At 63.3% G+C, this 26373-nt stretch carries 24 protein-coding genes and 1 pseudogene; 8 read left to right on the top strand and 17 right to left on the bottom strand.

Annotated features, from left to right (window positions below):
• Nucleotides 1-19: 19 nt before the first annotated feature.
• On the bottom strand, nucleotides 20-1015 hold the full coding sequence (gene egtD / locus SAJA_RS02875) for an L-histidine N(alpha)-methyltransferase (protein WP_123657154.1): 996 nt from the start codon (nucleotides 1013-1015) through the stop codon (nucleotides 20-22).
• 68 nt (nucleotides 1016-1083) lie between these two features.
• Between egtD and SAJA_RS02880 the strand changes: the two genes are divergently transcribed.
• A complete protein-coding gene (locus SAJA_RS02880; RefSeq protein ID WP_184999715.1) occupies nucleotides 1084-1821 on the top strand; it encodes a class II glutamine amidotransferase in 738 nt (245 codons plus the stop codon).
• Between the two features lie 19 nt (nucleotides 1822-1840).
• The gene (locus tag SAJA_RS02885; protein ID WP_123657156.1) at nucleotides 1841-2980 is read left to right on the top strand and encodes an SUMF1/EgtB/PvdO family nonheme iron enzyme; all 1140 of its coding nucleotides are present in this window, start codon (nucleotides 1841-1843) and stop codon (nucleotides 2978-2980) included.
• Nucleotides 2981-3002: 22 nt separating this feature from the next.
• Here SAJA_RS02885 and metC read toward each other — a convergent pair whose 3' ends face one another.
• Nucleotides 3003-4169 carry a cystathionine beta-lyase gene (gene metC, locus SAJA_RS02890; RefSeq protein WP_123657157.1) on the bottom strand — a complete coding sequence of 389 codons (1167 nt, stop codon included), beginning with the start codon at nucleotides 4167-4169 and terminating at the stop codon, nucleotides 3003-3005.
• A 94-nt stretch (nucleotides 4170-4263) separates the two neighbouring features.
• On the opposite strand from metC, the gene SAJA_RS02895 reads away from it, so the two are divergent.
• On the top strand, nucleotides 4264-5070 hold the full coding sequence (locus SAJA_RS02895) for a glycerophosphodiester phosphodiesterase (RefSeq protein ID WP_184999716.1): 807 nt from the start codon (nucleotides 4264-4266) through the stop codon (nucleotides 5068-5070).
• A 461-nt stretch (nucleotides 5071-5531) separates the two neighbouring features.
• On the opposite strand, the gene SAJA_RS02900 is transcribed toward SAJA_RS02895, so the two are convergent.
• Together SAJA_RS02900 and sppA are read right to left on the bottom strand one after the other, a co-directional pair.
• Nucleotides 5532-6512, bottom strand: coding sequence for a glutathione S-transferase family protein (locus SAJA_RS02900; RefSeq protein WP_123657159.1), 981 nt, complete (start codon nucleotides 6510-6512; stop codon nucleotides 5532-5534).
• 11 nt (nucleotides 6513-6523) lie between these two features.
• Entirely contained in the window at nucleotides 6524-8371 is a 1848-nt protein-coding gene (gene sppA, locus SAJA_RS02905) for a signal peptide peptidase SppA (protein ID WP_123657160.1), read from the bottom strand.
• Between the two features lie 125 nt (nucleotides 8372-8496).
• Between sppA and trxB the strand changes: the two genes are divergently transcribed.
• A complete protein-coding gene (gene trxB / locus SAJA_RS02910; RefSeq protein ID WP_221180098.1) occupies nucleotides 8497-9513 on the top strand; it encodes a thioredoxin-disulfide reductase in 1017 nt (338 codons plus the stop codon).
• A gap of 90 nt (nucleotides 9514-9603) precedes the next feature.
• Nucleotides 9604-10116: a C40 family peptidase gene (locus tag SAJA_RS02915; RefSeq protein WP_184999717.1), complete on the top strand. Its 513-nt coding sequence runs from the start codon at nucleotides 9604-9606 to the stop codon at nucleotides 10114-10116.
• 108 nt (nucleotides 10117-10224) lie between these two features.
• On the opposite strand, the gene rplS is transcribed toward SAJA_RS02915, so the two are convergent.
• The 5 genes and pseudogenes from rplS to ffh all read right to left on the bottom strand — a co-directional run bounded on the left by rplS (nucleotide 10225) and on the right by ffh (nucleotide 13934).
• Nucleotides 10225-10578, bottom strand: coding sequence for a 50S ribosomal protein L19 (rplS, locus tag SAJA_RS02920; protein WP_123657163.1), 354 nt, complete (start codon nucleotides 10576-10578; stop codon nucleotides 10225-10227).
• A 113-nt stretch (nucleotides 10579-10691) separates the two neighbouring features.
• A complete protein-coding gene (trmD, locus tag SAJA_RS02925; protein WP_123657164.1) occupies nucleotides 10692-11450 on the bottom strand; it encodes a tRNA (guanosine(37)-N1)-methyltransferase TrmD in 759 nt (252 codons plus the stop codon).
• Between the two features lie 4 nt (nucleotides 11451-11454).
• Entirely contained in the window at nucleotides 11455-11985 is a 531-nt protein-coding gene (rimM, locus tag SAJA_RS02930; protein ID WP_123657165.1) for a ribosome maturation factor RimM, read from the bottom strand.
• 180 nt (nucleotides 11986-12165) lie between these two features.
• Nucleotides 12166-12402: pseudogene (gene rpsP / locus SAJA_RS15330) on the bottom strand (30S ribosomal protein S16); the annotation flags it as partial.
• Between the two features lie 128 nt (nucleotides 12403-12530).
• Nucleotides 12531-13934 (bottom strand): signal recognition particle protein, encoded by a 1404-nt coding sequence (gene ffh / locus SAJA_RS02940; protein ID WP_123657167.1) that lies wholly within the window; start codon nucleotides 13932-13934, stop codon nucleotides 12531-12533.
• A 215-nt stretch (nucleotides 13935-14149) separates the two neighbouring features.
• On the opposite strand from ffh, the gene SAJA_RS02945 reads away from it, so the two are divergent.
• Together SAJA_RS02945 and SAJA_RS02950 are read left to right on the top strand one after the other, a co-directional pair.
• The gene (locus SAJA_RS02945) at nucleotides 14150-14956 is read left to right on the top strand and encodes a cytochrome C assembly family protein (protein ID WP_123657168.1); all 807 of its coding nucleotides are present in this window, start codon (nucleotides 14150-14152) and stop codon (nucleotides 14954-14956) included.
• A gap of 59 nt (nucleotides 14957-15015) precedes the next feature.
• The gene (locus tag SAJA_RS02950; protein ID WP_148070953.1) at nucleotides 15016-16311 is read left to right on the top strand and encodes an HlyC/CorC family transporter; all 1296 of its coding nucleotides are present in this window, start codon (nucleotides 15016-15018) and stop codon (nucleotides 16309-16311) included.
• 106 nt (nucleotides 16312-16417) lie between these two features.
• Here the strand turns inward: SAJA_RS02950 and radA are convergent, their stop codons facing one another.
• A complete protein-coding gene (radA, locus tag SAJA_RS02955; protein ID WP_123657169.1) occupies nucleotides 16418-17794 on the bottom strand; it encodes a DNA repair protein RadA in 1377 nt (458 codons plus the stop codon).
• Between the two features lie 83 nt (nucleotides 17795-17877).
• Between radA and SAJA_RS02960 the strand changes: the two genes are divergently transcribed.
• A complete protein-coding gene (locus SAJA_RS02960; RefSeq protein ID WP_221180099.1) occupies nucleotides 17878-18837 on the top strand; it encodes an alpha/beta hydrolase in 960 nt (319 codons plus the stop codon).
• A 59-nt stretch (nucleotides 18838-18896) separates the two neighbouring features.
• On the opposite strand, the gene alr is transcribed toward SAJA_RS02960, so the two are convergent.
• The 7 genes from alr to SAJA_RS02995 all read right to left on the bottom strand — a co-directional run bounded on the left by alr (nucleotide 18897) and on the right by SAJA_RS02995 (nucleotide 26363).
• A complete protein-coding gene (gene alr / locus SAJA_RS02965) occupies nucleotides 18897-19970 on the bottom strand; it encodes an alanine racemase (protein ID WP_123657170.1) in 1074 nt (357 codons plus the stop codon).
• A complete protein-coding gene (dnaB, locus tag SAJA_RS02970) occupies nucleotides 19970-21325 on the bottom strand; it encodes a replicative DNA helicase (RefSeq protein WP_123657171.1) in 1356 nt (451 codons plus the stop codon). The genes alr and dnaB overlap by 1 nt, the downstream gene beginning before the upstream one ends.
• A 1911-nt stretch (nucleotides 21326-23236) precedes the next feature.
• Nucleotides 23237-23842, bottom strand: a complete 606-nt coding sequence (gene rplI / locus SAJA_RS02975) for a 50S ribosomal protein L9 (RefSeq protein ID WP_123657172.1) — start codon at nucleotides 23840-23842, stop codon at nucleotides 23237-23239.
• 9 nt (nucleotides 23843-23851) lie between these two features.
• Nucleotides 23852-24082 (bottom strand): 30S ribosomal protein S18, encoded by a 231-nt coding sequence (gene rpsR, locus SAJA_RS02980; protein WP_120097870.1) that lies wholly within the window; start codon nucleotides 24080-24082, stop codon nucleotides 23852-23854.
• A gap of 11 nt (nucleotides 24083-24093) precedes the next feature.
• Nucleotides 24094-24456, bottom strand: coding sequence for a 30S ribosomal protein S6 (gene rpsF / locus SAJA_RS02985; RefSeq protein WP_123657173.1), 363 nt, complete (start codon nucleotides 24454-24456; stop codon nucleotides 24094-24096).
• Between the two features lie 126 nt (nucleotides 24457-24582).
• Nucleotides 24583-25338 (bottom strand): 23S rRNA (guanosine(2251)-2'-O)-methyltransferase RlmB, encoded by a 756-nt coding sequence (gene rlmB / locus SAJA_RS02990; protein WP_123657174.1) that lies wholly within the window; start codon nucleotides 25336-25338, stop codon nucleotides 24583-24585.
• A 296-nt stretch (nucleotides 25339-25634) separates the two neighbouring features.
• Nucleotides 25635-26363, bottom strand: a complete 729-nt coding sequence (locus SAJA_RS02995) for a YiaD family glycine zipper/OmpA-like lipoprotein (RefSeq protein WP_123657175.1) — start codon at nucleotides 26361-26363, stop codon at nucleotides 25635-25637.
• Between the last annotated feature and the right edge of the window lie 10 nt (nucleotides 26364-26373).

Raw genomic sequence — 26373 nt, forward strand, 5'->3', positions numbered from 1 at the left:
CGCGGGGCATTAAACACGCCTATGCGCGGGTGGCCAGTATCAGCGAGTACGCCTGATTCTCGGCCTCGAAATGATCCATGGCGGCCATGTCGCAGCGCGCGAGCAGATCATCAATGGTCTGTCGCGTGAATTTGCGGCTGATCTCGGTCAGGATGCCCTCGCCGGCCTGCATGACAAAGCCGGCATCGAGCGCGCTGAAGTAGACCTCATGGGCCTGCTGGGCGACCAGCCACATCTCGATACGCTCGTCTTCTTCGTTGAACACGGCTTGATGACCATAGGCCTCGATCGGCATGTCGCCGCCCAGCTCGCGGTTGAGCACGTTGATCACGTTGCGATTGAAGGCCGCGGTATGGCCGGCGCGGTCGTCGTAGGCCGCTTCCAGCACGCCCGGGTCCTTCACGCGGTCCAACCCCAGCAAGAGCGCATCGCCCGGGTTCATCAAGGCACCGATCTCGTCGAGCATCGCCGCGGCGGCCTCGGGCTCGAAGTTACCCAGCGTGCCGCCAAGAAACACGAACAGACGCCGCCCGCCGTCCTCAGCCAGCGGCAGGTTCGACAGCCCGCCCGTGTAATCGCCGCTCATGGCGTCCACGCGCAGCCAGGGGTAGTCGTCGACCAGCGCATCGGCCGCATCGAGCATGATCTGGCTGCTGACCTCGAACGGCCAGTAGCGTGTGGCCACACCGGCCCGATGACAGGCCGCGATCAGGTGTCGGGTCTTTTTCGAGCTGCCGCTGCCCAGCTCGATCAGATGATCGGGGGCCACGCGGGCGATGATGGCATCGCTGGCCTGAGCCAGCAGTGCGTCCTCGGTGCGCGTCGGATAATACTCCGGTGTTTCGCAGATGGCCTCGAACAGCTGCGAGCCCCGGTCATCATAGAAGTATTTCGGCGGCAGTGTTCTGGGTGCCTGTAGCAGGCTGGCGCGTACGTCGTCGATCAGGCTGGGGATTCGGCGCGTGGGCGTCACCCCGTGATGCACAACCCGTGCATCGCTGGGCATGTCTGACATGTCTCGTCCGATAAGAGAATTGCACTGACGTTATCATGGGCGGCTGCTGTATCGCCTGGACCGTTTTCATGTGTCGTATCGCTGCTTTCATCGGCGCCCCGTGTCGTCTGGACACGTTCTTGAGCGCCCCGCCGCACAGCCTGGCGCGACAGGCCTGGGACGCGCGCGAGACAATCAGCTCGACCGTCAACGCCGACGGCTGGGGCGTGGCCTGGTACGACGATGCCCATGTGCCAGCGGTCTATCGTCATATCCTGCCGATCTGGGCCGACGGCAATCTCGACGCCCTGTCGCGCAGCCTCACCCGGCCCGTGTGGCTGGCCAACGTACGCAGCGCGACCAGCGGCCTGGGCACCGACCATGCCAACACCCAGCCGTTTACCGGCGACGGGCTGATCTTCGTGCATAACGGTTATATCGAGCGCTTTTCCGAGGGGATACGCGCCCGAATGCGCGCCGAGATCGATCCGGCCATCGAGGAAGACATCAACGGCAACACGGATTCCGAGTATCTGTTTGCCCTGCTGCGCTCCCAGCCCGGCACACCGGCCGAAAAACTGGCCCGCGCGCACGAGCGCACGCTGGCCCTGCTGGGCGAGACACCGTCGCGCAAGGCGCTGTTGAACATGATCGTGACCGACGGGCAGGCCATGACGGGCCTGCGCAGCAGCGTCAACGCGCCCGCCCCCTCGCTCTACGTGCATCACGATTGGCAGGGCGGGCAGGTCGTGGCCTCGGAAGCCTTCGATGATTCTCCAGGCTGGTCAGCCGTTAGTGCGGAAAGCTTTGTTACGGTGAGCGCATAACCAACATCAATGGCGCTTCATGACCGCCAATCCCCCAACCCGTCTGGCCCGCCTGCGCGAACGTACACGTAGCGTCCTGGCCGCCTACGACGAGGCCACGCTGCGCCGCCAGGCGCATCCTGATCTTTCGCCGCTGCTCTGGCACGTCGGCCATATGTTCTTTGTCGAGAACTACTGGCTGGCCGAGCGTGTCTTCGGCGATACCACCGTCACCGACCCGTGGCGCACGCTCTACTTCCCCGAGCTCTGTACCAAGGGTGAGCGCAGTGCACGCCTGCCGGGCCCGACCGAGATGCGGGCCTGGACACAAGATATCGCCGCCATCAACGACGGCTACTGGGCGCGCGCCGAGCACACCCGGCATCCGTTGCTGGATAACGGCTATCTGTTGTCGTTCGTGCGCCAGCACTACGCCCAGCACCTGGAAACCGTGCGCATGGCCGAAGCCCAGCTCGCGCTGGCAGCCTCGCCGAGCACGTCCCCCATCGTGGCCCGTGCGCTGGACACGCGTTTTGAAAGCCTGGCCGGTGCATCGGTCACACTCGGCACCGATCACGTGGATGCCTACGACAACGAGCAGCCGGTTCAAACGATCGCACTCGCGGCCTTTGCCATTGCCGATGCCCCGGTGACCAACGGCCAGTGGCTGGCCTTCATGAACGCCGGCGGCTATGACGACCCCACCCTGTGGGATCCCGCCGGCTGGGCGTGGCGCTGCGAGCACGGTATTGATCGGCCACAGCACTGGCAGGCCGCGAGTACGGGCTGGCGCGTGAACGATCTGGCCGGGCGTATCGGCACGACCAGCGACGACCCCGTACACGGCATCGGCTGGTATGAGGCCAGAGCGTTTGCCGCCTGGGCCGGCGCTCGCCTGCCGCGCGAGGCCGAATGGGAGGCCGCACGCCGCCGCGACAAGCTGGCTGCCACGGCCCAGGTCTGGGAATGGTGCGACGATGCCTTTGCCGCTTATCCCGGTTTTTCACCGTTTCCCTACGACGAGTATTCGCTGCCCTGGTTCGACGGCGCGCATTTCGTGGCCCGCGGGGCTTCGAGACACACCGAGGCCGATGTCATCCGCCCCGGCTTTCGTAACTTCTACCCGCCGACACACCGCCATGTCTTTGCCGGGCTGCGCCTGGCGCGCGACACGCGCTAGTTGCCACGCCTCGCGCCGGGCATCACAGTCCGGCGCGGGCCAGCCCGGCGGCCATGTCGTCGACCAGATCGTCGATATGTTCGAGCCCGGCGTGAATGCGCAGTAACGGGCCATCGGTCTGCCAGGTCTTCGCGCTTCGGCTATGGCTCGGGTCCACCGGCAACACGAGGCTTTCATAGCCGCCCCAGGACGCGCCCAGGCCATAGAAGTCCAGGCCGTCGATCAGCTGGGCAAGCCGGGTGCGATCGATGGGCGCCAACTCGACGGCGAACAGCCCGCAGGCGCCCGAAAAATCACGCAGCCAGCGCTCGTGCTGTGGATGATCCGCCCGCGCCGGGTGGATCACCCGCGCAACGCCGGGCTGTTCGGCCAGCCAGTTGGCCAGCGCCAGAGCGTTGGCCTCGTGTACCGGCAGACGCTGGCCCAGCGTGCGCAGCCCCCGGGCACCGAGATAGACATCGTCCGGCCCGGCACAGTAACCCAGCGCGATCGCGGTGCGCCGAATCCCCTGATAACGCGTCTCATCGACCGCGCTGATCGTGCCGAGCATGGCATCGGAATGGCCCACGATATACTTCGTGGCGGCATGCACCGATAGATCCACGCCGTGGGCCAGGCTGTCGAAATAGAGTGGCGTGCCCCAGGTGTTATCCGCGATCACGGTCAGGCCATGGGCATGGGCCGTGGCGGCCAGGCCCGGTACGTCGGCGATCTCGAAAGTCAGCGAGCCCGGCGCTTCGACAAACACGGCACAGGTCTCGGGCGTGATGTATCGCGCCAGTTCATCGGCCGCGATCAGCGGGTCGAAATACTCGGCAGTCACGCCGTAACGCGCCAGCAGGCCGTCACAGAACTTGCGCGTCGGGCCATAGACGTTATCGGCCACGAGAATATGCGCGCCCGCTCGCGCCACGCTCAGTATCGCGATGGCGATGGCCGCCAGCCCCGAACAGGTCGAGACACAGCCATGCGCGCCTTCGATGTCGGCCACCGCCGCCTCGAAGGAAAACTGCGTGGGCGTGCCCAGGCGGCCATAGTGCACGCCCGTGAACGGGTCGCGCTCGGAGGCATCGAAATCGGCCAGGCTTTCAAACAGCACGGTCGAGGCGTGATAGACCGGCGTATTGACCATGCCGTGGTGCGCGGCCGGCGTACGGCCGGCGTGGGCGAGACGGGTCGCTGTCTTCATGCGTGAAAAAAGCCGCGGACTGAGGCCGCCCAGAATACGCCAGCCGCCGGCTCCGGGCATACTGCCGGCCACGCCCTCTTTTTCAGGACCGGCTTTGGCGCCCTGGCTCGAACATATTCTGCTTGCCGGCTGCGAACGGCTTGTGGGCCTGCGGGCCCACAAGCCGACGCCAGAGCAGCTGGCCCGCACCGTCATCGTGGCGCATCGCGGCGAGCGTGATGGCAAACAGATCATTGAAAACACGCTGGCCGCCTTCGACCCGGTGGTGGCCGCCGGCGTGGGCGCCATCGAATTCGATATCCGCTATACCCGCGACGATGAGCCGGTCGTCCACCACGACGCGACCCTGGCCCGCACCTTCGACATCGATACCGCGATCGCTGATCTGAGCTGGGCCGAGCTGCAACGACAGGCGCCTGCCGTGGCGCATCTGAACACGATGATCGCGCGCTACGCCCGGCGCGCGGTGTTGATGATCGAGCTTAAGGAACGCGGCACGCCCGTGGCCGAGCAACGCCTGCACGCTGCCCTGCACGATCTGGTGCCGGTGCGCGATTATCGCTTCCTTTCGCTTGTACCGGCCCTGTTCGATGCCGTGGCCGATACGCCCGCCGCAGCACGCGTCATCGTGGCCAAGACCAACTGGCGCGACATGCGCGCGTGGTCGAAACAACACCCGTGTGGCGGCATCGCCGGCCCGTTTCTGTTCATTCGCCAGGCCGATATCGACACGCTCACCGCCGACAATGCGTTTATCGGCAGCGGCTTTCTCACCCAACACAGCGCGCTGATGCACGAAATCGCCCGCGGCGTGCCCTGGATCTTCACCAACCGGCCGTTGGCACTTCAGAGCATGGTCGACGCGGCGCTGGAAGAATCGTCCGCGAATGAACGCAAATAAACGCGAATAAGAAAAGACAATCCGCAGATTTCACAGATTGCGCAGATTGGTCAAGCGCCATGAGAGAGATCGGACTGCGACTAGAAGATCATCTTCTGAACTCTCGATTTCTTTTGCTTTTAATCTGTGCAATCTGCGTAATCTGCGGACAACCATCTGTATTCGTTCGCGTTTATTTGCGTTTATCCGCGGACGAATATTTCAGACACCATGCGATTCAAAGCGAATGAATACAGGCAGTTATCCGCAGATGGACGCAGATTCAACGCAGATGACTCAAGCGATAGTTCCAAGCCTAGCGTCATAATTCACGCGACGCTGGACACGAGAAAGCTTTCAAGGATAAACGCGCTTCATATTGGGCCCAGAGAGCTATCCCATTCATCTTTTTTATCTGCGTTAATCGGCGTGGATCTGCGGATTGTCTTTCCTTAATTCGCGTTTATTCGCGGACGAGTATTTCAGGAACCATTCGACAAGCCCAGATGATCCCGCCCGTGCGGCGCATTAAAGTCGAGCGCTGGGCCCAGTGGAACGACGCCGCTTGGATTGATATCCGGATGGCTGCGGAAATAGTGCTGCTTGATATGGTTCATATCGACCGTTTCGGCCACGCCGGGCACTTGATAGAGCTCGCGTAGATAGCCCGACAGATGGGTGTAGTCGGCGATACGGCGCTCATTGCACTTGAAGTGGCTGTAGTAGACGGCGTCGAAGCGCACAAGAGTCACGAAGATACGCCAGTCGGCCTCGGTGATGCGCCCGCCAGCAGCGTAGCGCTGATGCGCCAGGCGCGTGTCCAACCAGTCCAGGGTTTCGAAGACTTCGCCATAGGCATTTTCGTAGGCTGCTTGCGAGGTGGCAAAACCGGCCTTGTAAACGCCGTTGTTCAACGGCTCATAGGTGGCTTCGTTCACCCGGTCGATCTCGGCCAGCAGCTCGGCGGGGACATAGTCAGCCTCCGGCTGCCCGGCCATATCGTCGAATACGCTGTTGAACATGCGGATGATATCGGCCGATTCGTTCGACACGATGGTTTCGTGGCGCCTGTCCCAGAGCGTGGGCGTGGTCACGCGTCCGGTGTAATCGGGCGCGGCCTTCTGATACAGCTCGTGCAGATACGACAGGCCATAGAGCGGATCCGGCACCGCGCCGCGTACGGTCGAGAACTGCCAGCCTTTTTCGCCCATGTACGGGTCGACAACCGACACGCCGATGATGTCTTCCAGGCCTTTCAAGCGGCGCAGGATCAGCGCGCGATGCGCCCACGGGCAAGCCAGCGATACGTATAGATGATACCGGCCGGCCTCGGGCGTGAACGGCTCGTCTTCACCGGCGCGTATCCAGTTACGAAACCCCGGCGACTCGCGTACGAATGCACCGCCGTGGGCCTCGGTGTCGTAGCCCTGGTCATGCCAGACGCCGTCGATGAGCAGTCCCATATGTGGCTCCTTTATTGCACCGCAGACAGCGACACGCTGCGGTCTTCGATCGTGCAGAAACAGCGGGCATACATGCCGTTGGGATCGTTGAGCGTGGCCAGTGCGGCTGATGCGCCCGACGCGCGGCTCGCCTCGGCCAACCAGTCCGGCAACAAGGCGTCGATCGCACCGATGCCGATCGCCTGAGACAGCGCGCCGCGCCAGTTGGTCGGCGGCTGCAGCGTCTTGATCGATACGTTGTCCGGCGCCAGACCCATGCGCTTGGCCAGTGCGGCCTGGGCGGCCATCGGCCCGCCGAGCGCGTCGACCAGACCGATGCGCTTGGCATCCACCCCGGCCCAGACCCGGCCCTGGGCGATCGAGTCCACCGCGTCGCGCGACAGGCCGCGGGCCTGGGCCACGTTGCTCACGAAGGTGTCGTAGCCGTGCTCGATACCGGCCTGAAGAATACGCTTGGCCTGATCGGTCAAGGGCTTGTCCAGGCGCATGGCCCCGGCCAGTTCGGTGGTGCCCACGCCGTCGGTATGGATACCCAACCGATTGAGCGGCTCGTTGAAGGTCGGCACGATCGCGAAGATGCCGATCGAGCCGGTGATGGTCGCGGGCTCCGCCCAGATCTCGTCGGCGTTCATCGACACCCAATAACCGCCCGAGGCCGCCACGCCGGCCATCGAAACGACCACCGGTTTACCGGCCTGCTTGAGTGCCACCAGCGCACGCCGGATCTGTTCGGAGGCTGTGACCGAGCCCCCCGGTGAGTTCACGCGCAGCAGCAGCCCGCCGATCGCATCATCACGCCGGGCCGAGTCGATCAGCTGCGAAACGGTGTCGCCGCCGGCCGAGCCCGGGGTGGACGGCCCATCCACGATACTGCCTTCGATGGTGACCACGGCCAGCTGCTTGCTGCCATCGGCCGGGGCGGCGGGGCCGGTATCGGCCAGATACCCTTCGATGCCGATCTGGTTGAAGGTTGATTTATCCGCCGTCTGGCCAACGGCGGCCACCAGATCCGGGCGCAGCGCGTTGATGCTGGCCACGCGATCGACGAGCCCGGCATCGCGGGCCAGCCGGGCGGCATCGCCGTCGCTGTCTTCCAGGCGCGTGGCGTAGGTGTCGATATAGCCGTCGATGTCCTTGGCGGTCACGTCACGGGCCGCACTGATCTGATCACGATAGATGCCCCAGAGCGTGCCCGACCAGGCCAGCGCGTCGTCTCGGGCCTCGTCGGACATATCGTTACGGATATACGGCTCGACAAAGGATTTGTACTTGCCGACACGAAACACGTTGACGTTGACGCCGAGCTTGTCGATGGCGTCCTTGTAATAATTGTTGTACACGCCGTAGCCGGTCAGCAGCACATAGCCCAGCGGGTCGAGCGCCACCGTATCGGCATGGCTTGCCAGCGCGTACTGCGCCTGACTATAGGCATCCGACCAGGCAATGACGGGCTTGCCCGAGGCGCGGAAACGATCGATCGCACCCACCAGATCCTGCAGCTGGCCCGGCGTGGCGCCAGAAAAATCATCAAGTTTGAGCAGTACCTGGCGGATACGGTCGTCGTTTGTCGCCCGGTCGAGGGCGGTGATCAGATCCCGCGTCACACTGGGCGTATCCGCAGCGCGGCCCAGGCTCGAGAGTATCGACTCGACGCCGCTGGCCTGCTCGACCAGACCACCCGAGGGAGCGACCACCAGCACGGCCTTGTTCGGCACGCTCGGCGCGCTCGGATTCAGCGCCAGATAGATGCCCACCGGCACCGCGATCAGCAGCAATAGAAAAAACAACGAATACAGCAGCACGACGGTACGCCACAGGCCACCCGTCACGCGCCGGAACAAAGAAGGCTTGTCCGCCACGGTTCATCCTTGTCGGCCCGCGGCCGATAAACGCACGCAATGCGCCCGAGTGTATCGCAGGCCGCTTGAATTCGATGGCCAACCGCCGCACGTTTATCGCATTCAAACACACGCCGAGCGTCGTCATGAGTGAAAGCCAGCCGCAGCATCATCGCCTGATCATTCTGGGCTCGGGCCCGGCCGGTTATACCGCAGCCGTCTATGCCGCCCGTGCCAATCTGGATCCGGTGATGATCACCGGCATCGAGCAAGGCGGCCAGCTGATGACGACCACGGACGTGGATAACTGGCCGGGCGACGTGGACGGTCTGCAGGGCCCGGATCTCATGGCGCGCATGAAGGATCACGCCGAGCGGTTTGACACCCGTATCGTCAACGATCATATCCATGCCACGGATCTGTCGGCCCGGCCCTACCGCCTGGAAGGCGATTACGCCACCTATACCTGTGATGCACTGATCATCTCGACCGGCGCGACCGCGCGCTATCTCGGCCTGGAATCCGAGGCCGCGTTCATGGGCCGCGGGATCTCGGCCTGTGCCACCTGCGACGGGTTCTTCTATCGCAACAAGAACGTTGCCGTGATCGGCGGCGGCAATACCGCCCTCGAGGAAGCGCTGTATCTATCGAACCTGGCCGCGCATGTGACCGTGGTGCATCGGCGCGACAAGTTCCGCGGCGAGAAGATCCTGGCCGACAAGCTCTTCGACAAGGTCGAGAACGGCAATGTCTCGATCGTCTGGGATCATGAGCTCGACGAGGTGCTGGGCGACGACATGGGCGTGACCGGCGGGCGCATCAAGCATCGCGAGTCGGGTGAGACCCAGGAACTGGCCGTCGACGGTATCTTCATCGCGATCGGCCACAAGCCCAATACCGATATTTTTGCCAGCCAGCTCGATATGGAAGGCGGCTATATCAAGGTCGAGTCCGGCACCCAGGGCAACGCCACGGCCACCAGCATGCCCGGCGTGTTCGCGGCCGGCGACGTCATGGATCATGTCTATCGCCAGGCGATCACCTCGGCCGGCTCGGGCTGCATGGCCGCACTTGACGCCGAGAAATATCTCGACGCGCTGACCGAGGACGACTCGGCGCGGGATGCCCATGTGGAAAGCCAGGTCGCGCACCGCGAAGTCTGATTTGTTTTGTCCCTGCCCGGCACCGTGCTGGGCAGGGGTTCCTGCTTTAGGCATCATGAGCCGATGATGCGCTCGCACTCGATTCTGTCCATGTACAAACCCGTTGCCGGTCTTGCGGCCGTGACCCTGCTCGTTGCCGCCTGCGCCAGTTCGCCGACCACGTCACGCGTGGAAAAAAGCCTGGAACAGACCACGCCCACGCGTCAGACCGTGGCCACGACCGCACTGGCCCAGGTCGGCGATGCCTATGCAACGAACATGGCCGGCCCGAATCAGTATGACGATGCCGGCCTGGCGTATTACGCCTATCGGCAGAACGGCCGTGCTCTGCCGCGGGCCTTGTCCGATCAGCTGGATGCCGGCCAACCGATCGCGCTGTCCGAAGCACAGCCCGGCGATCTGGTCTTCTTGCGACTCGATGCACCCGACGGCTCGCGCCTGACGGTCGGCGTGCTGGCCGGGGCCAATCTGGCCGTGCTCGCCATGCCCGGCACGGCCCAGGCGGGCGGCGGCGTGCGGCGGGTATCACTGGCTGATGACTATTGGCGGGGGCGCTTCGTGGGCGTCAGCCGTATCCTGCCGCAGGCTGGCGCCGCGCGTTAGATGCCATCTCGCCCGCCTGAAGCCGAACACAAAAAAGACGCCTCGATGATCGAGGCGCCTTTTTTTGATCTGCGGATCAGGCAACCGTTGTTGCCCGGGCCGTTCAGCCTATTTCTTGAGCTTCTCGCGGATACGCGCCGACTTGCCACTGCGCTCACGCAGGTAGTACAGCTTGGCCCGACGTACGTCACCGCGACGCAGCACCTTGATTTCAGCGATGCCGGGGGAGAACGTCTGGAAGACACGCTCCACGCCTTCGCCGTGGGAGACCTTGCGCACGGTGAACGCCGAGTTCAGGCCGCGGTTGCGCTTGGCGATGACCACACCTTCGAAGGCCTGCAGACGCTCGCGGTCGCCTTCGACCACGCGCACCTGCACCACGACGGTATCGCCGGCCGAGAAGTCCGGAATGTCTTTGCCGTTTGTCTGTTCGGCGTCGAGTTCGTCGATGATGTTGCTCATGGCCTGCCTCTGAATCGTGTTCGTCGAGCCGTGGGTCGGCGTTCAAAGTCGGCGGAGTATACCGGAAACAATCCGTGTTGTGACCCCGCAGAACGCGTTTTCACGCGTTTTTTTCACTCATCGTGCGTAGCGGTGTTCTGCTCGGCGATGAATTCTTTTAAAAGACGTGTCTGTGACTGGCTCAAGGCCATATCGGCCACACGCTCCGGACGTCTGAGCCACGTCATGCCCAACGCCTGTTTCTCGCGCCAGGCCGCAATCGCTGCGTGATCGCCCGACAGCAGAACCGCCGGCACGTCACCGGCCTCGGCGTGGTCTGCCGGACGCGTATAGTGCGGATGATCCAGCGTATCGGCCGTGAACGAATCCTCGACCGCCGAGCGGGCATCGCCCAGCACCCCGTCCACCAGGCGCGCCACGGCATCGATGACCGTCATGGCCGCCAGCTCTCCCCCGGACAGGACAAAATCCCCCATCGACAACTCGATATCGACATGCTGATCGATAAAACGCTGGTCGATACCTTCATAACGCCCGGCGACGAGAATGAAGCCATCGCCTAGGGCCAGCCGCTCGGCCCAGCGCTGATCGAAGCGCTCGCCGGCTGGCGACATCAGAATGACCGGTGCGCTGTCGCCCCGTGCCCGGCGAATCGCGTCCAGTGTTGCCGCCAACGGGCCGTACTGCATGACCATGCCCGGCCCGCCGCCATACGGGCGATCATCAACCCGGCCATCGGCGCGCTGGCCGTGATCGCGCGGGTTCCAGCAGGCAAGCGTCAAGCGCTGCTCACGCAACCCTCGTCCGACCACGCCAAACGCCTCGAGCTGGCTGACCCAGTCCGGAAACAGCGTGATGACGTCGATACGCACGATGCTAGAAGTCGGCGTCCCAGTCGACCGTCATCTGCCCGGCCTCGAAATCGACATCAACGACAACGATATCGACCACCAGCGGAATCAAACGCTCGCGCTCGCCAGTGACGACCAATACATCGTTGGCGCCGGTTTCCATCATCGCGGTGACGGTGCCGAGCGCAACGTTTTGGGTATTGATGACCGTCAGGCCAAGAAGATCGACCCAGTAATATTCGCCGTCTTCGGGATCCGGAAGCTGGTCGCGTTCGACTGCGATATCCAGATCGAGCAAGGCAACGGCTGCATCGCGGTCCGGCAAGGGGTTGCCGTGATCATCGCCGAGCTGGGCGATCAGGGTCTTGCCCTGCATGCGACCGGCCAGGACACGAAACGGCCGCGCCTGGCTGGCGCGGCCGATCCACCACCGGTCATAGTCGAGAATAGCCTCGATCGGGCGTGTATGGGAATAGACCTTGATCCATCCCTTGACCCCGAACAGGCCATGCACCTGGCCGAGTACGACGGGCGTTTCTATACCCTGCCCGGCCATGACGGTGCGCTAGCTGGCGTTTTCGTCCAGACCGGACTCGTCGGTCTTGGCCTCGGCCGTTTCCGGGCCGGCCTCGGAGATATCGCCCGTGGCGCCTGCCGGCACCTGCTGGTTCTTGGCTTCCTTGACCTTGGACTCCGGCGGGGCCACGCGCTTGGCGGCTTCGCCTTCGCCATGCCGATTGAACGACTTGACCAGGTTGGTCACGCGCTCGGACAGCTGGGCGCCCTGGCCCTGCCAGAACTCGACGCGCTCGACGTCCAGGCGCAGCGGCACTTCACCACCGACTGCCACGGGGTTGAAAAAGCCGAGACGCTCTAGGTAGCGGCCGTCGCGCGCGTTGCGCTTATCGGTCACCACAATATGGTAGAAGGGTTTTTTCTTCGCGCCGGAGCGTTGGAGCCGGATTTTGACCATAGCGGGTTTCGTTTGTTGGGGCCGTGATTGGCTTCTAGATCATCAATGCCGGGCGTGCTTGCACGACGCGGCATTCAAAGATCGCGCATTGTACGCTGATTGGGCCAGATTGGAAGACGTGGCGACGATCACCGCCCCATGCCGGGTGGCAGGCTGCCGCCGCCCATACCCGGCGGCATACCACCACCGCCGCCGCCCATGCCCTGCATGGCGCGCATCATCTTCTTCATGCCGCCGCCTTTCATCTTCTTCATCATCTTGCGCATCTGGGTGTGCTGCTTGAGCAGGCGGTTGATGTCCTGCACCTGTGTGCCCGAGCCGGCCGCGATACGCCGCTTGCGCGAGGATTTGATGACATCCGGAAAGCTGCGCTCCTGCTTGGTCATGGAGTCCACGATCGCCAGCATCTTGGTGACCTGGGTCTCGTCGGCGGCGCCGGCCATGCCCTTGGGCATCTGGGCCCCGCCGGGCATCTTTTCCATCAGCGCGCCGATACCGCCCATCTCCTGCATCTGGCGCAGCTGATCGGCCAGGTCATTCAGATCAAAGCCCTTGCCTTTCTTGAGCTTCTTGGCCAGCTTGTCGGCCTTGTCGCGATCGACCTTGTGCTCGGCCTCCTCGACCAGCGAGAGCACGTCGCCCATGCCCAGGATGCGCGAGGCCACGCGATCCGGATGGAACGGCTCCAGGCCGTCGAGCTTTTCGCCCGTGCCCAGGAACTTGATCGGCTTGCCGGTGATCTCGCGCACCGAAAGCGCGGCACCGCCGCGGGCATCACCGTCGACCTTGGTCAACACCACGCCGGTCAGGGGCAGCGCATCGCCAAAGGCCTTGGCGGTATTGGCTGCGTCCTGGCCGGTCATGGCATCCACCACAAACAGCGTCTCGATGGGGTCGAGCACGTTGTGCAGCTCGCGCACCTCGCCCATCATCTTCTCGTCGATACCCAGCCGGCCGGCGGTATCCACGATCAGCACGTCGTAAAAGCCCTTGCGCGCGGCCTCGAGTGCCGACTTGGCGATCTTGGCCGGCTTGTCGGTGGACGCACTGGGATGAAAACCGACGTCGACGTCGCCGGCCACCCGCTCGAGCTGGTCGATGGCCGCCGGACGATAGACGTCGGTGGAAACCACCAGCACGGATTTCTTCTCGCGCTGCTTCAAGTAGCGCGCCAGCTTGCCCACCGACGTGGTCTTGCCTGCGCCCTGCAAACCGGCCATGAGCACGACCGCCGGCGGCTTGGTGCGCAGGTTCAGCGATTCGTTGGCCTCGCCCAGCAGCTTGGTCAGCTCATCGCGCACGATCTTGACCAGCGCCTGACCGGGCGTGAGGCTCGTCATGACCTCGGAGCCGACCGCCCGCTCACGGATATCGGCTATGAACTGTTTGACGACCGGCAGCGCGACGTCGGCCTCGAGCAAGGCCATGCGCACTTCGCGCAGCGTGGCCTTGATGTTGTCCTCGGTCAGCCGCCCTCGCCCGGAGAGCGTCTTGAAGCTGCGATTAAGCCGATCACTTAAGGAATCGAACATGCATCAATCCGTTGGTTTTTCGCGTGTCGCGCGGTTCTGGAATCGCGCCGGGCCGTCGGCGATCGTGCGCTGTCGGTGGCTTGGCCACACACAACCAGCACATCGCCGATCACCATCGAGCGCCCTAGTATAACGACGATCAGGCCGTCGTCGTTTCTCGAACGATGAAATACGGCACAATACGGTGTTATGAAGCGTGTTCAAACGAGCAACTGATGGCGTTCGTGGTCATCGAAGTCCTGCTGGCAGCCCTGGCCTACAGTGCGGCAACACGCGCGGTCTGGCAGCACCATGCCCAGGGCACGACCTATCTGCCGGTCACGCTATGGGCCGGGGCTGGGCTGGTGCTCCAGCTGGTATCGCTGGCTCATCTGACATTGTCGGCCGGGGCGATGATCATCGGCCTGGGCACCGCACTGTCGCTGTTCGCCTGGCAGGCCGCCCTGCTGCTGTGGCTGTTTTCACTCAAGGAATCGGTCGGCGCGCTGGGGCTGGTGATGTATCCGGTGGCGGCCATCTGTGCCGTGGCCGGGCTGCTGGTGCCCGACCCCAACGGCGCGCGCGAAGCGCTGGATTGGCCGATTCAGGCGCATATCCTGTTGTCGATACTCGCCTATGGGCTGCTCACGCTCGGCGCGGTACAGGCCGTGGTGCTCTCGCTGCAGCACAGCCAGCTGCGCCGGCGCCCGCCCGCCGGGGTGTTCGCCACGCTCCCGCCGTTGCAGACGATGGAGACACTCCTGTTCCGTCTGATCGGCGCCGGGTTCTTCCTGTTGAGCCTTGCGATCGCCACCGGTGCGTTGTTCATCGACAACCTGTTCGCCCAACATCTCGCGCACAAGACAATCCTGTCGATCTTCGCCTGGCTGGTGTTTGCCACCCTGCTGTTTGGACGCTGGCGCTATGGTTGGCGCGGCCGGCTGGCCGTGCGCGGCGTGCTGGTGGGCTATGTCCTGCTTGTGATGGCTTACTTCGGCAGTAAATTGGTACTCGAGCTTATCTTGGGCGAACATTGGTCCTGAGCTGAGAGGCCCGCCCGGCATCGCGCCGGGTATTCCATTTGTTCACGAGTTATTAGTCCTTGGACGCGATTCCCTTATGGGTGCTGTTCTGCATCCTGATCGGCATGCTCATTCTGTCGGCATTCTTTTCCGGCTCGGAAACGGGTCTGATGACCCTGAACCGTTATCGCATGAAGCATCTGGCCCAGACCGGGCACGGCGGCGCGACGCGGGCCGCGGCCATGCTGGAGACCCCCGACAAGCTCATCGGGCTGATCCTGCTGGGCAACAATCTCGTCAATATCATCGCCTCGTCGCTGGCAACGGTGATCGGCATTCGTCTTTACGGCGATTTCGGCGTCGTGGTCTCCACGATCGCGCTGACCATCGTGGTGCTGATCTTCTCCGAGGTCACGCCGAAAACGCTCTCGGCGTTGTATCCCGAGCGTATCGCCTATCCGGCGGCTTATATCTACAAGCCGCTGCTCCGGGTGTTCTGGCCGCTCGTCTATCTGTTCAATTCGGCCGGGCGCGGCGTGCTGTGGCTGCTGCGGGTCTCACCCGATGACGCCGCCAGCCATTCGCTGTCCTCGGAAGAGCTGCGCACGGTCGTGACCGAGGCCGGCGCCATGATTCCGCGTCGTCACCAGCAGATGCTGTTGTCGATTCTGGATATGGAAAACGCCGCCATCGAAGACATCATGGTGCCGCGCAACGAGATCGTGGGCATCGATATCAGCAAGCCCTGGCCCGAGATCCTCGAACAACTCGTACACAACCAGCACACCCGCCTGCCGCTCTATGACGGCTCGATCGACGAGATCCGCGGCATCGTGCACATGCGCCGCATGCTGGCGCTGGTGTCCAACAACGAGCTGGACAAGGAACATCTACTGTCCCTGGCGCGCGATCCGTATTTCATCCCGGAAAACACGCCGCTCAATCAGCAGCTCCTGAATTTCCAGAACCAGAAGCGCCGTATCGGCTTCGTGGTCGACGAATACGGCGATATCCAGGGCCTGGCCACGCTCGAGGATATCCTTGAAGAGATCGTGGGTGAGTTCACCACCGACCCGCTCACTCGCGTGAAAAATGTCGCCATGGACGGCGAAAACAGCTATCTCGTCGACGGCACGGTGGCCATACGCTCGCTCAACCGGGCGCTCGGCTGGCGCCTGCCGGTCGACGGCCCGCGGACCGTCAACGGCCTGATCACCGAACAGACCGAAACCATCCCCGAGCCCGGCACCCGCTTGAAGATCGGAAAATATGTCTTCGAGATCGTCGAAACCGGCGCCAACCTCGTGCAAACCGTGCGGGTACGCCCGCCGCGCCGCAAGCGTCGCTCACGTGCTGTAGATACAGACGACGGCTGAGTTTCGGGCCGCGTTCTTGTTATCGGCCGCACGTGCATGTCAATTGGCGTGTATTTGCGGACCGGAAAAAATGGGCCGCGCCAACAAGCCGCCATGCCCGGCACACCTAGGACGAGGTCACAGCCTCAATGGCATCGCCCAGGCGCGCCACGCCGACAACTTCCAGCTCGCCGACCCGCTTGGATTTGGGCGCGTTGGCCTTGGGCACGATCGCCCGAGTGAAACCGTGCTTGGCGGCCTCGGCCAGGCGCTCCTCGCCGCCGGGCACGGGCCGGATCTCACCGGCCAGGCCGACTTCGCCAAAGATGATCAGCCGCTCGCCCAGCGGCTTGTCACGAAAGCTGGACAGTGCGGCCAGAAGCACGGCCAGATCGGCCGCGGTTTCGGATACCCGCATACCGCCGACGACGTTGACGAAGACATCCTGATCGCCTAGCGGAATACCGCCGTGGCGATGCAATACCGCCAGCAACATGGCCAAACGCTGGGCGTCGGGACCCAGCGCGACGCGGCGCGGATTGGACAGCTGAGATTCGTCGACCAGCGCCTGTACCTCGACCAGCATCGGGCGCGATCCCTCGCGTGTGACCATGACCGCGCTGCCCGGCACGGCGGTCTCGTGGCGCGATAGAAAGATCGCGCTGGGGTTGGTGACCTGTTTCAGCCCGGCGCCGGACATGGCGAACACGCCGAGTTCGTTGACGGCACCGAAGCGGTTCTTCACCGCGCGGATCACCCGGAAACGCGATGAGGCCTCGGCCTCGAAATAAAGCACGGTATCGACCATGTGCTCAAGCACACGCGGCCCGGCGATCGTGCCCTCCTTGGTCACATGCCCCACGAGAATGAGCGCGGTGCCCGTGGCCTTGGCAAACCGCACCAGCATCGAGGCAGACTCGCGCACCTGCGAGACACTGCCGGGCGCCGAGGAAAGTGCCTGGGAGAAGACAGTCTGAATCGAATCGATCACCAACAGCCGCGGCGCCTGGGGCTTGGCCAGGGCCAGCACGCGCTCGACGCAGGTTTCGGCCAGCACGGCCAGATCCGCATCAGCCACCCCAAGGCGCTGCGCACGCAGCTGGACCTGCTCCAGCGATTCTTCCCCGGTGTCATAGAGCGCCGGGATATCGGCCGATAACTGCGCCAGCACCTGGAGCAGCAGCGTGGACTTGCCGATACCGGGGTCCCCGCCGATGAGAATAACCGATCCCGGCACCAGCCCACCGCCCAGAACCCGGTCCAGCTCGGACAGGCCGGTCGGCGTGCGCGGCGTCTCGCGCGGCGTGATGGCGTTGAGCTTCTGTACCTGGGGCGTGGTGTCGCCAAACGAGACCGGCGGCGCCGCGGCCCCGGGCTTGGACGGCGCCGCCGGCACGGTCTCGGTCAACGTGTTCCAGGCGCCGCAGTCCGGGCATTGGCCCGACCATTTCGGCTGGGTGGCACCACAGGATTCACAGACGAACACGGTCTTGGATTTGGCCATGCAGAATCGGCTCGCGCTTGGCTGGCAAAAGCAAACGGGCATACTAGGGACCAAGACCTATCGATGCACGCGCTAGCCACCTAATGACCGACGCCGCCATGCCCGCCGAGCCATCGTCTGATATCGACCGCGAGGACTTCGAGTTCGACAGTCATGGCACGACCTGTCGCGCCTGGTTCTATGCCGCACAGCATGAGGGCCGAATGGATGGGCGCGGCGTGCCCTGTATTGTCATGGCCCACGGCCTGGGCGGCACGCGCGATGCCGGTCTTGCGCCCTATGCCGCGGCCTTTGCCGAGGCCGGCTTCGCCGTACTGCTATTCGATTATCGTTATTTCGGGGCCAGCGATGGCCAGCCGCGCCAGCTGCTGAAGGTTTCGGCGCAGCAGGCCGACTGGCGTGCCGCGATCAAGGCGGCCCGCGCGGTCGACGGCGTGGACGCCGAGCGTATCGCACTGTGGGGCACGTCGTTCTCGGGCGGGCATGTGGTGGCCGCGGCCGCCGCCGATTCACGGATTGCTGCCGTGGTCTCCCAGGGCCCGATGCTGGACGGGCTGGCCTCGGTGTTGGAAGTGCTCAAGCAAAACGGGCTATGGCACGTGGCCAAACTCACCTTCGCCGCCCTGCGCGACCAGCTGGCGGATCTGGCCGGCGCGGCGCCTTATCGTATTCCGCTGGTTGGCCGCCCGGGCGAGCTGGCCGCCATGAATACACCCGATGCTCGTGAGGGCTATCTGGCCATTGCCCCGGATGGTTTCGACAACCGTATGACCGCGCGCATGGTGGCTACGCTGGCGCTCTACCGGCCGGGCCGCAAGCTGGGCAAGATCCATTGCCCGGTGCTGGTCCAGATCTGCGATGACGACAGCGTGGCCCCGGCGGCGGCCTCCGAGGCCATGGTTGAGCACGGCGACGACAACATCATCGAGCGTCATTATCACCTGGGCCATTTCGATATCTATCGCGGCGCTGGCTTTCGACGCGCCAACGCCGATCAACTCGACTTCTACAAGCGTGCCCTGGCACGTCGCCTAGATGTTTAGTCCCGACATTTGATGGGGCGACACGACAAGCCCCGTCAACACGAAGACCGCCACATCCTCTACAGAACGTCGAAACGCACTCGCGGGGTCAACCGGCAGAATAATTCATACGCGATGGTACCGGCGGCCTGGGCGACATCATCGACGGGCAGGCCGCGGCCCCAGAGCGTGGCACGGTCGCCGATGGCGGCATGGGGGGCTGCGCGCAAATCGACCGTGATCATGTCCATCGATACCCGCCCGACGAGCGGCACGATGGCATCGCCGATCGCGACTGGCGTACCCGAGGGCGCGTGGCGCGGATAGCCATCGCCATAACCGATGCCGATCACGCCGATCGGCATCGGCTCGGGCGTGAGCCAGGTCGCCCCATAACCGATTGGCTCACCCGCGCCCAGATCACGTCGGCTGATCAGCGGCGCGCTCAGGTGCATGACCGGTGCCAGATCCAGATCTGCGCTGGTGCGGTCGGTCATCGGCGAGCTGCCATAGAGCATAATGCCCGGACGCAACCGGTCGGCGTGGCTGGCCGGCCAGGCGATCACGCCGGCCGAATTGGCGATCGAGCGCGGCATGTCCAGGCCGGTCAGCGCCTCGTCGAAACAGGCCAGCTGATGATGGGTCAGCGGATCACGCGGGTCATCGGCACAGCCCAGATGGGTCATGCAGCCGGCCAGCCGTACCTGGGTCATGGCCTTGATATCGGCCGTCAGGGCACGTGCCTCGTAGGCCGGGAAGCCCAGACGATGCATGCCGGAGTCCAGTTTGAGCCAGGCGGCGAGTTCCGGCCCGCGATAATCGGCCAGCGCGGCCAGATGCGCGCGCTCGAAGATCACCGGCGTGATGCCGTGCTCGCCCATCGCCGCCAGTACGTCGGCGGTCAACGGTTGGGACAGCGTCATGATCGGCCGTGTAATACCGGCCCAGCGCAGCTGTAGGGCCTCGTCGAGGCTGGAGACCGCAAACCCGTCACAGCCGGCCTCGGCCAGCGCCGTGGCAACAACGCCCGCGCCGTGGCCATAGCCATCGGCCTTGACCGCAGCAAAGACCTCTCGCGCTGGTGCCAGGTCCCATACACGGGCCAGGTTATGCACGAGTGCGGCGCGATCGATTGTGGCAACAGCGCGTTCCATCAGTCGATGAAGTCCTCGTCGTAATGATCCTGCAGATTTTCGAAACGGGTCAGATGCGACAGGAACGCCGTGCGTGCCACGCCCAGCGGGCCGTTACGCTGCTTGCCGATGATGATCTCGGCCACGCCCTTGTCGTCGCTGTCTTCGTTGTAGACCTCGTCACGATAGACGAACAGGATCACGTCGGCGTCCTGCTCGATACCCCCGGACTCACGCAGATCCGACATGCGCGGGCGCTTGTTGTCACGCTGCTCGACCTGGCGGTTGAGCTGGGACAGGGCGATGACCGGCACGTTGAGCTCCTTGGCCATGGCCTTGAGCTGACGCGAGATCTCCGAGATTTCGTTGGTCCGGTTTTCCTTGGTGCCGGGGACCTGCATGAGCTGCAGGTAATCGACCACGACCAGCCCGATATCGTGTTCGCGCTTGAGACGCCGCGCCCGGGCACGCATTTCCGACGGCGACAGGCCGGCCGTGTCGTCGATGAACAGTTTGGCGTTCTCGTTCATGATCCCGATGGCCGAGGTGATCTTTGGCCAATCGTCCTCGGTCAGCCGGCCGGATCTCAGGCGCGACTGATCCACCCGCCCCCAGGACGAGATCATACGAATCACGAGCTGCTCGGCCGGCATTTCCAGAGAGAACACGGCCACCGGAATCTTTTCCTTGATGGCGATGTTCTCCACGATGTTCATGGCCAGCGATGTCTTGCCCATCGAGGGCCGGCCGGCCAGGATCAACAGATCGGCCGGCTGCAAGCCATTGGTGAGCTTGTCGAACTCGGCCAGGCCGGTCGGCACGCCGGAGAACGCGCCTTCGCGCGCGACCAGCTGCTCGATGTGATTGACGGCCTTGGTCAGCAGGGCGTTGAGGCCGATCGGCCCTTCGCCGCCCTTGCGCCCGCGCTCGGCGATGGCAAAGATCTCTTTCTCGGCCCCGCCCAGCAATTCATCGGCCGTCTGGCCCTGCGGATCGAACGAGGACGTGGTGATCTGGTCGCCAGCGCGGATGAGCTGGCGCATGACCGATCGCTCGCGCACGATATCCGCATAGGCCTTGATATTGGCCGCGCTTGGAATATCCGCGGCCAACTGGCCGATATAGGTCGCCCCACCCGCTTTTTCGAGCAAGTCGTTGGTCCGCAACCACTCGGTCAGCGTGACCAGATCGCGCGGCTGGTTGCGATCCGCCAGATCCGCCAGGCCGCGATAGAGCAGGCGATGATCCTCGCGATAGAAATCGCCCTCGTGGATCGCCCCGGCCACGTCGTCCCAGGCTTTCTCAGACAACAACAGACCGCCGATGACCGATTGTTCGGCCTCGAGCGAATGCGGGGGCAGCTTGGATTCGGCCATGGGCAGGCGCGCTCGGTCGCTAAGGAACGCGCAGTTTACGTCAGGTGGCGTTGCGACTTCACGGCTTGTGATTCTCGCCGCCCTGCGCTCGCGTTATAGCCTGCGGTGGCCACTTGCGCCCTGTGCTCTCTTTGAGACTCGTGTACTGCTTGTTGGCACGTTCCGCTTGGTTTTTCCGGTCCGCAAATGCACGCGAACAGACGCGAATATTGGGCGTGGCGAGGACTTTAGCTCGGGCGTTTTTGCTGGCTGCCTGCGGGCGCGGCGGGATGGTCGCAAGGCGATGGCTGGTTCGCGGACCTGTCGGCCAGTCGTTCGCAGGCGTTTCGATTTGGATGGCTTCGTTCCTGAATGATCGCGAATAAGCGCGCTCGCTTCAGGGTTAGACGGGCTTTGCGTGATTGTTTGTTGGTGCGTTCCGCTTTGTTCTTCCGGTCCGCAAATGCACGCCAATAGACGCGAATATTGGGCGTGGTGGGCACTCTAGTTCGGGCGTTTTGACTGGCTGCTTGCGGGAGGGGCGGGATGGTCGCAAGGCGATGGCTGGCTCGCGGACCTGTCGGCCGGTGTGGCGCAGGCGTGTAGATTTGGGGCTTCGTTCCTGAATAATCGCAAATAAGCGCGGGCGCTTTCGGATTTGCGGGACTTGGCGTCGTGGTTGGTTGGTGCGTTCCGTTTTGCTCTTCTCGTCCGCAAATGCACGCCAATAGACGCGAATATTGGGCGTGGTGGGTACTTTAGTTCGCGTGTTTTGACTAGCTGCTTGCGGGAGCGGCGGGATGGTCGCAAGGCGATGGCTGGCTCGGCCGGTCGTTCGCAGGCGTTTCGATTTGGATGGCTTCGTTCCTGAATGATCGCGAATAAGCGCGGGCACTTTCGGGTTCGCGGGACTTGGCGTGCTGGTTTTTTTGACGCGTTTTGCCTTATTTTTTCGGTCCGCAAATGCACGCCAATAGACGCGAATATTGGGCTTGGTGGGCACTCTAGTTCGCGTGTTTTGACTGGCTGCTTGCGGGAGCGGCGGGATGGTCGCAAGGCGATGGCTGGCCCGCGGACCTGTCGGCCAGTTGTTCGCAGGCGTTCGAGTTAGATGGCTTCGTCCCTGAATGAACGCGAATAAGAGCGGGCGTTTCTCGGTTTGAAGGATTGACGTGGCATGGGGCGACGACATATCGCGTTCATACATGCGCGTAGTCGGGCAGCGCGGTTGTCCCGCGCTACTGCTGACCGAAAACACGACGGGTATCGGCCCGCTTCAACGCTCGAAGTTTCTCGATTTGAATCTGTGTCTATCCGCGTCCGTCTCCAGACAAATTAAGCCCGAGTACCTCGAAACCCAGCACGCCAGTCCCGCAAACCCGACCGAGCCTGCTCTTATTTGCGGTCATTCAGGACCGGAGCCGCAAATACACACGCCTGCACCACACCGGCCGACAAGTCCGCGGGCCAGCAAGCGCCCAACGACCATTCATCCGCGCCCGCAAGCATTTGACCCAAGCATTGAAACAACGAGCGCCACCAGGTCCAACATTCGCGTCTATTTGCGTACATTTGCGGACCGAAAAAAATAAGGCGAAACGCGCCAAAAAAACCAGCACGCCAAGTCCCGTAACCTCCGGGCGCCCGCTTTTATTTGCGGTCATTGAGGACCGAAGCCGCAAATTCACACGCCTGCACCACACCGGCCGACGCGTCCGCGGGCCAGCAGGCGCTCGACGACCATTCATCCGCCGCCGCAAGCACTCAACCCAGGCGTCAGAACAACAAACACCACCCGGCCCAACATTCGCGTCTATTGGCGTGCATTCGCGGACTGATGCTTTCAGGAACAGCCGCCAAAACAGAACATCGGAACAAAAAAAAACGCCGCCTTGGAGGGCGGCGTTTTTTCTAGCGTACGAGAAGCGCGGTTTAGGGCTCTTCGCGCTCGCCGATCGGGGCATCAGCCTCGGTAGCCGAGGCATCGGCCGGCTCGCCGGCGTCTTCGACGCGCTCGCCTTCGACTTCTTCAGCCGTGGCATCGTCTTCGGTGTTCTCATTGATGCGCGCGGGCATGTTCACGCCCATATCAGTCTGTTGCGCAACAACGATTTCAATATCGACAACGACCTCGGCGTGCAACGTCAGCTCGGCGTTGTAGTAGCCAACCTGACGGATCGTGCCTTCGGTCAGCGTGACTTCACGCGGATCGAGCTCGATGCCGTCGTCATTGACCTTCTCGGCGATCTCCTGCGGGCCAACCGACCCGTAGAGCTTGCCTTCGTCCGAGGCACGCATGGCGATCACGAAAGACTGGCCACGCAGCTGGCCGGCCCGCAGATTCGCGCGGTCTTCGCGCTCCTGCGATGCGGCTTCCAGCTCGGCGCGACGCTCTTGGAAGACGGCCATGTTGTTCTTCGTGGCCGGCAGGGCCATGCCACGCGGAAACAGATAGTTACGACCGTAACCGGCACGCACCTTCACGGTGTCGCCGAGATCGCCCAGGTTGCGGATTTTCTGTAGCAGTACGACGTCCACAAATGCCTCCTACGACGAATGACGGTCGGTGTACGGGAGCAGCGCGAGAAAACGCGCGCGTTTGACGGCGGTCGACAGCTGACGCTGGTAGCGTGCGGCCGTGCCCGTGATACGGGAGGGAACGATCTTGCCGGTTTCGGTGACGTACTGCTTGAGCGTCTCGATATCCTTGTAATCGATCTCTTCAACGCCTTCGGCGGTGAACTTGCAGTAGCGACGGCGACGGAAAAAACGAGCCATTTGATGCTCCTTTAGCTGGCGGCCGGGGCCTTGGTGTCGGACTTCTCGGACTTCTCGGCGTTCTTGGACAACGGCGAGGGATCAACGTCGGCCTTGTGGCGCGCCACAACCAGATGGCGCAGCACCGCGTCGTTGAAACGGAACAGGTCTTCCAGTTCCTCGCGTGCTTCCTGTGAACACTCGATGTTCATCAGCACGTAGTGGGCCTTGTGGATCTTGGTGATCGGATAGGCCAGCTGACGACGGCCCCAGTCCTCATGGCGATGCACCTTGCCGCCGTCGTTTTCGACGACGCCTTGGTACTTCTCGACCATGGCGGGCACCTGCTCGCTCTGATCCGGATGGACCAGGAACACGATTTCATAATGTCGCATGGATATTCCTTGTGGTTGAAAGCCCCTGAGCCTTGACGGCCATGGAGCAAGGACATGCAGCCGTGGCGGCCGCAAGGCGCGCGATTCTAGTCGCTTGCGCCGGTTATCGCAATCGTGATCATCATTTTAAGCCCTGGCCGCGCGCTGTCGTCGGGTTTCAAACAGCGCGATCGCCGTGGCCACCGAGACATTGAGGCTTTCCATCACCGGCTCCATGGGGATCGAGACCAGCAGATCACAGTGATCAGCGGTGAGCGCCCGCAGACCGTCGGCCTCACCGCCGGCCACCCAGACAATCCGCGCCGGTAGATCGGTATCGTGAATCGAGGCATGGCTTTCTCCGGCCAGCCCGACCGCCCAGAACCCGTCGGCCTTGAGCCGCTCGATAGCCCGCGAGAGATTGGTCACCGGCACGAAGGGCACGATCTCGGCCCCGCCGGCCGCCACTTTTCTGGCCGCCCCGGTCAGCCCGGCGGCGCGCTTGCGCGGGGCGATGACCGCAGTCACACCGGCCGCAGCGGCACTACGCAGACAAGCACCCAGATTATGTGGATCCTGAACCTGGTCGAGTGCCAGCACCCAGGGGGTGTCGGTGCGCGCCAACAGATCAGCCAATTCCGACTCGCGCAGGATATGGCCCGTCACGATCTCGGCGGCACACCCCTGGTGATTGATATCAGGCAACGCCTTGTCGAGTGCGCCGCGATCGTGGCTCTCAACCGGCACACCGGCCGCCTCGGCCGCCGCGATCAATGCCCGCGTGCGGCCATCGGCCTTGTCGCGCGCCAAGCGGATACGAACGACCTTTTGCCCGGCATCCAATGCGGCCGTGACGGCGTGTACGCCACCGATCCAGTCTGTCGCCTGCCCCTTGTCGCTCATTCTTTTACTCTTTTTTCAGGGAGTTGGGGGCTGTTCTTCATGTTTTGTCCGCGAATGAATACAGACAGGAATCCGCCGATGAACACCGATGGCCGCAGATAAAAGAAAAAACGATCACTGAATAAAACAAAGATCGTTTCGCCTCAAAACGAATAGAGCTCGTCGGATCAGCGTTGTCTTATCTGCGTGAATTCGCATTCATTTGCAGACAATGTTTAGCGAACGATCGAAAGAGCCGGACACAACTTTTTGTCTTTATCGGCGGCTCACGGCCCATCGGCGGATTGTCTTCGGCGCTACGGCGAATTGAACTGCGGATTGCCCAGATTCGGCGGCGCGGTGAAGGCCTGTTTTTCCTGGCCCTCGACGATCGGCTTGATGATGATCGCGACCCGACGGTTCTGGGCTCGGCCGGTCTCGGTATCGTTGGAGGCCACGAACTCGGTTTCACCACGGGCCCATGTCAGCAGGCGCTGTGAGCTGACCCCGCGCGATCCCAGGAACTGCGCCACAGACTGTGCGCGGTTTTCCGAGAGCTCCAGATTATGCTGGGTGCTGCCGGTGCTATCGGTGAAGCCGACCACGTGAATCGCCGTTTTGTCGTAGTCCTTCAGAACATTGGCGATACTATTGAAGGTGTTTTGTGCGGTCGGGGTCAGGTTGGCGCTATCGACCGGAAACGAGGCATCGCTGGCCACACCGACCTGCAACGTGTTGTTGCCGAGCTCGGTGATCGATAGCTGGTCGGCCGCCTGTTGCTCGGCCAGTTTCTCGTTCAACTCGGCTTTTTGGCGATCCATGTAATGACCGACACCGGCGCCGGTGAGCGCGCCCACGGCCATGCCGATTGCGGTGTTGGTGGTCGAGTGGTCGCCCAGCAACGAGCCGATCGCCCCGCCAACGGCCGTGCCGACACCGCCGCCGATCTTGGCGCGGCGGTTGGGGTCGCCCGCACAGGCCGTGACGGCCAGCGTAGCGGTCAAAAGCGCAATGACGGGTGCGCGCGTCCGGCGTATCGAGATCATCGTCGAATCC

The sequence above is a fragment of the Salinisphaera japonica YTM-1 genome, assembly GCF_003788585.1.
Taxonomy (GTDB): Bacteria; Pseudomonadota; Gammaproteobacteria; order Nevskiales; family Salinisphaeraceae; genus Salinisphaera; species Salinisphaera japonica.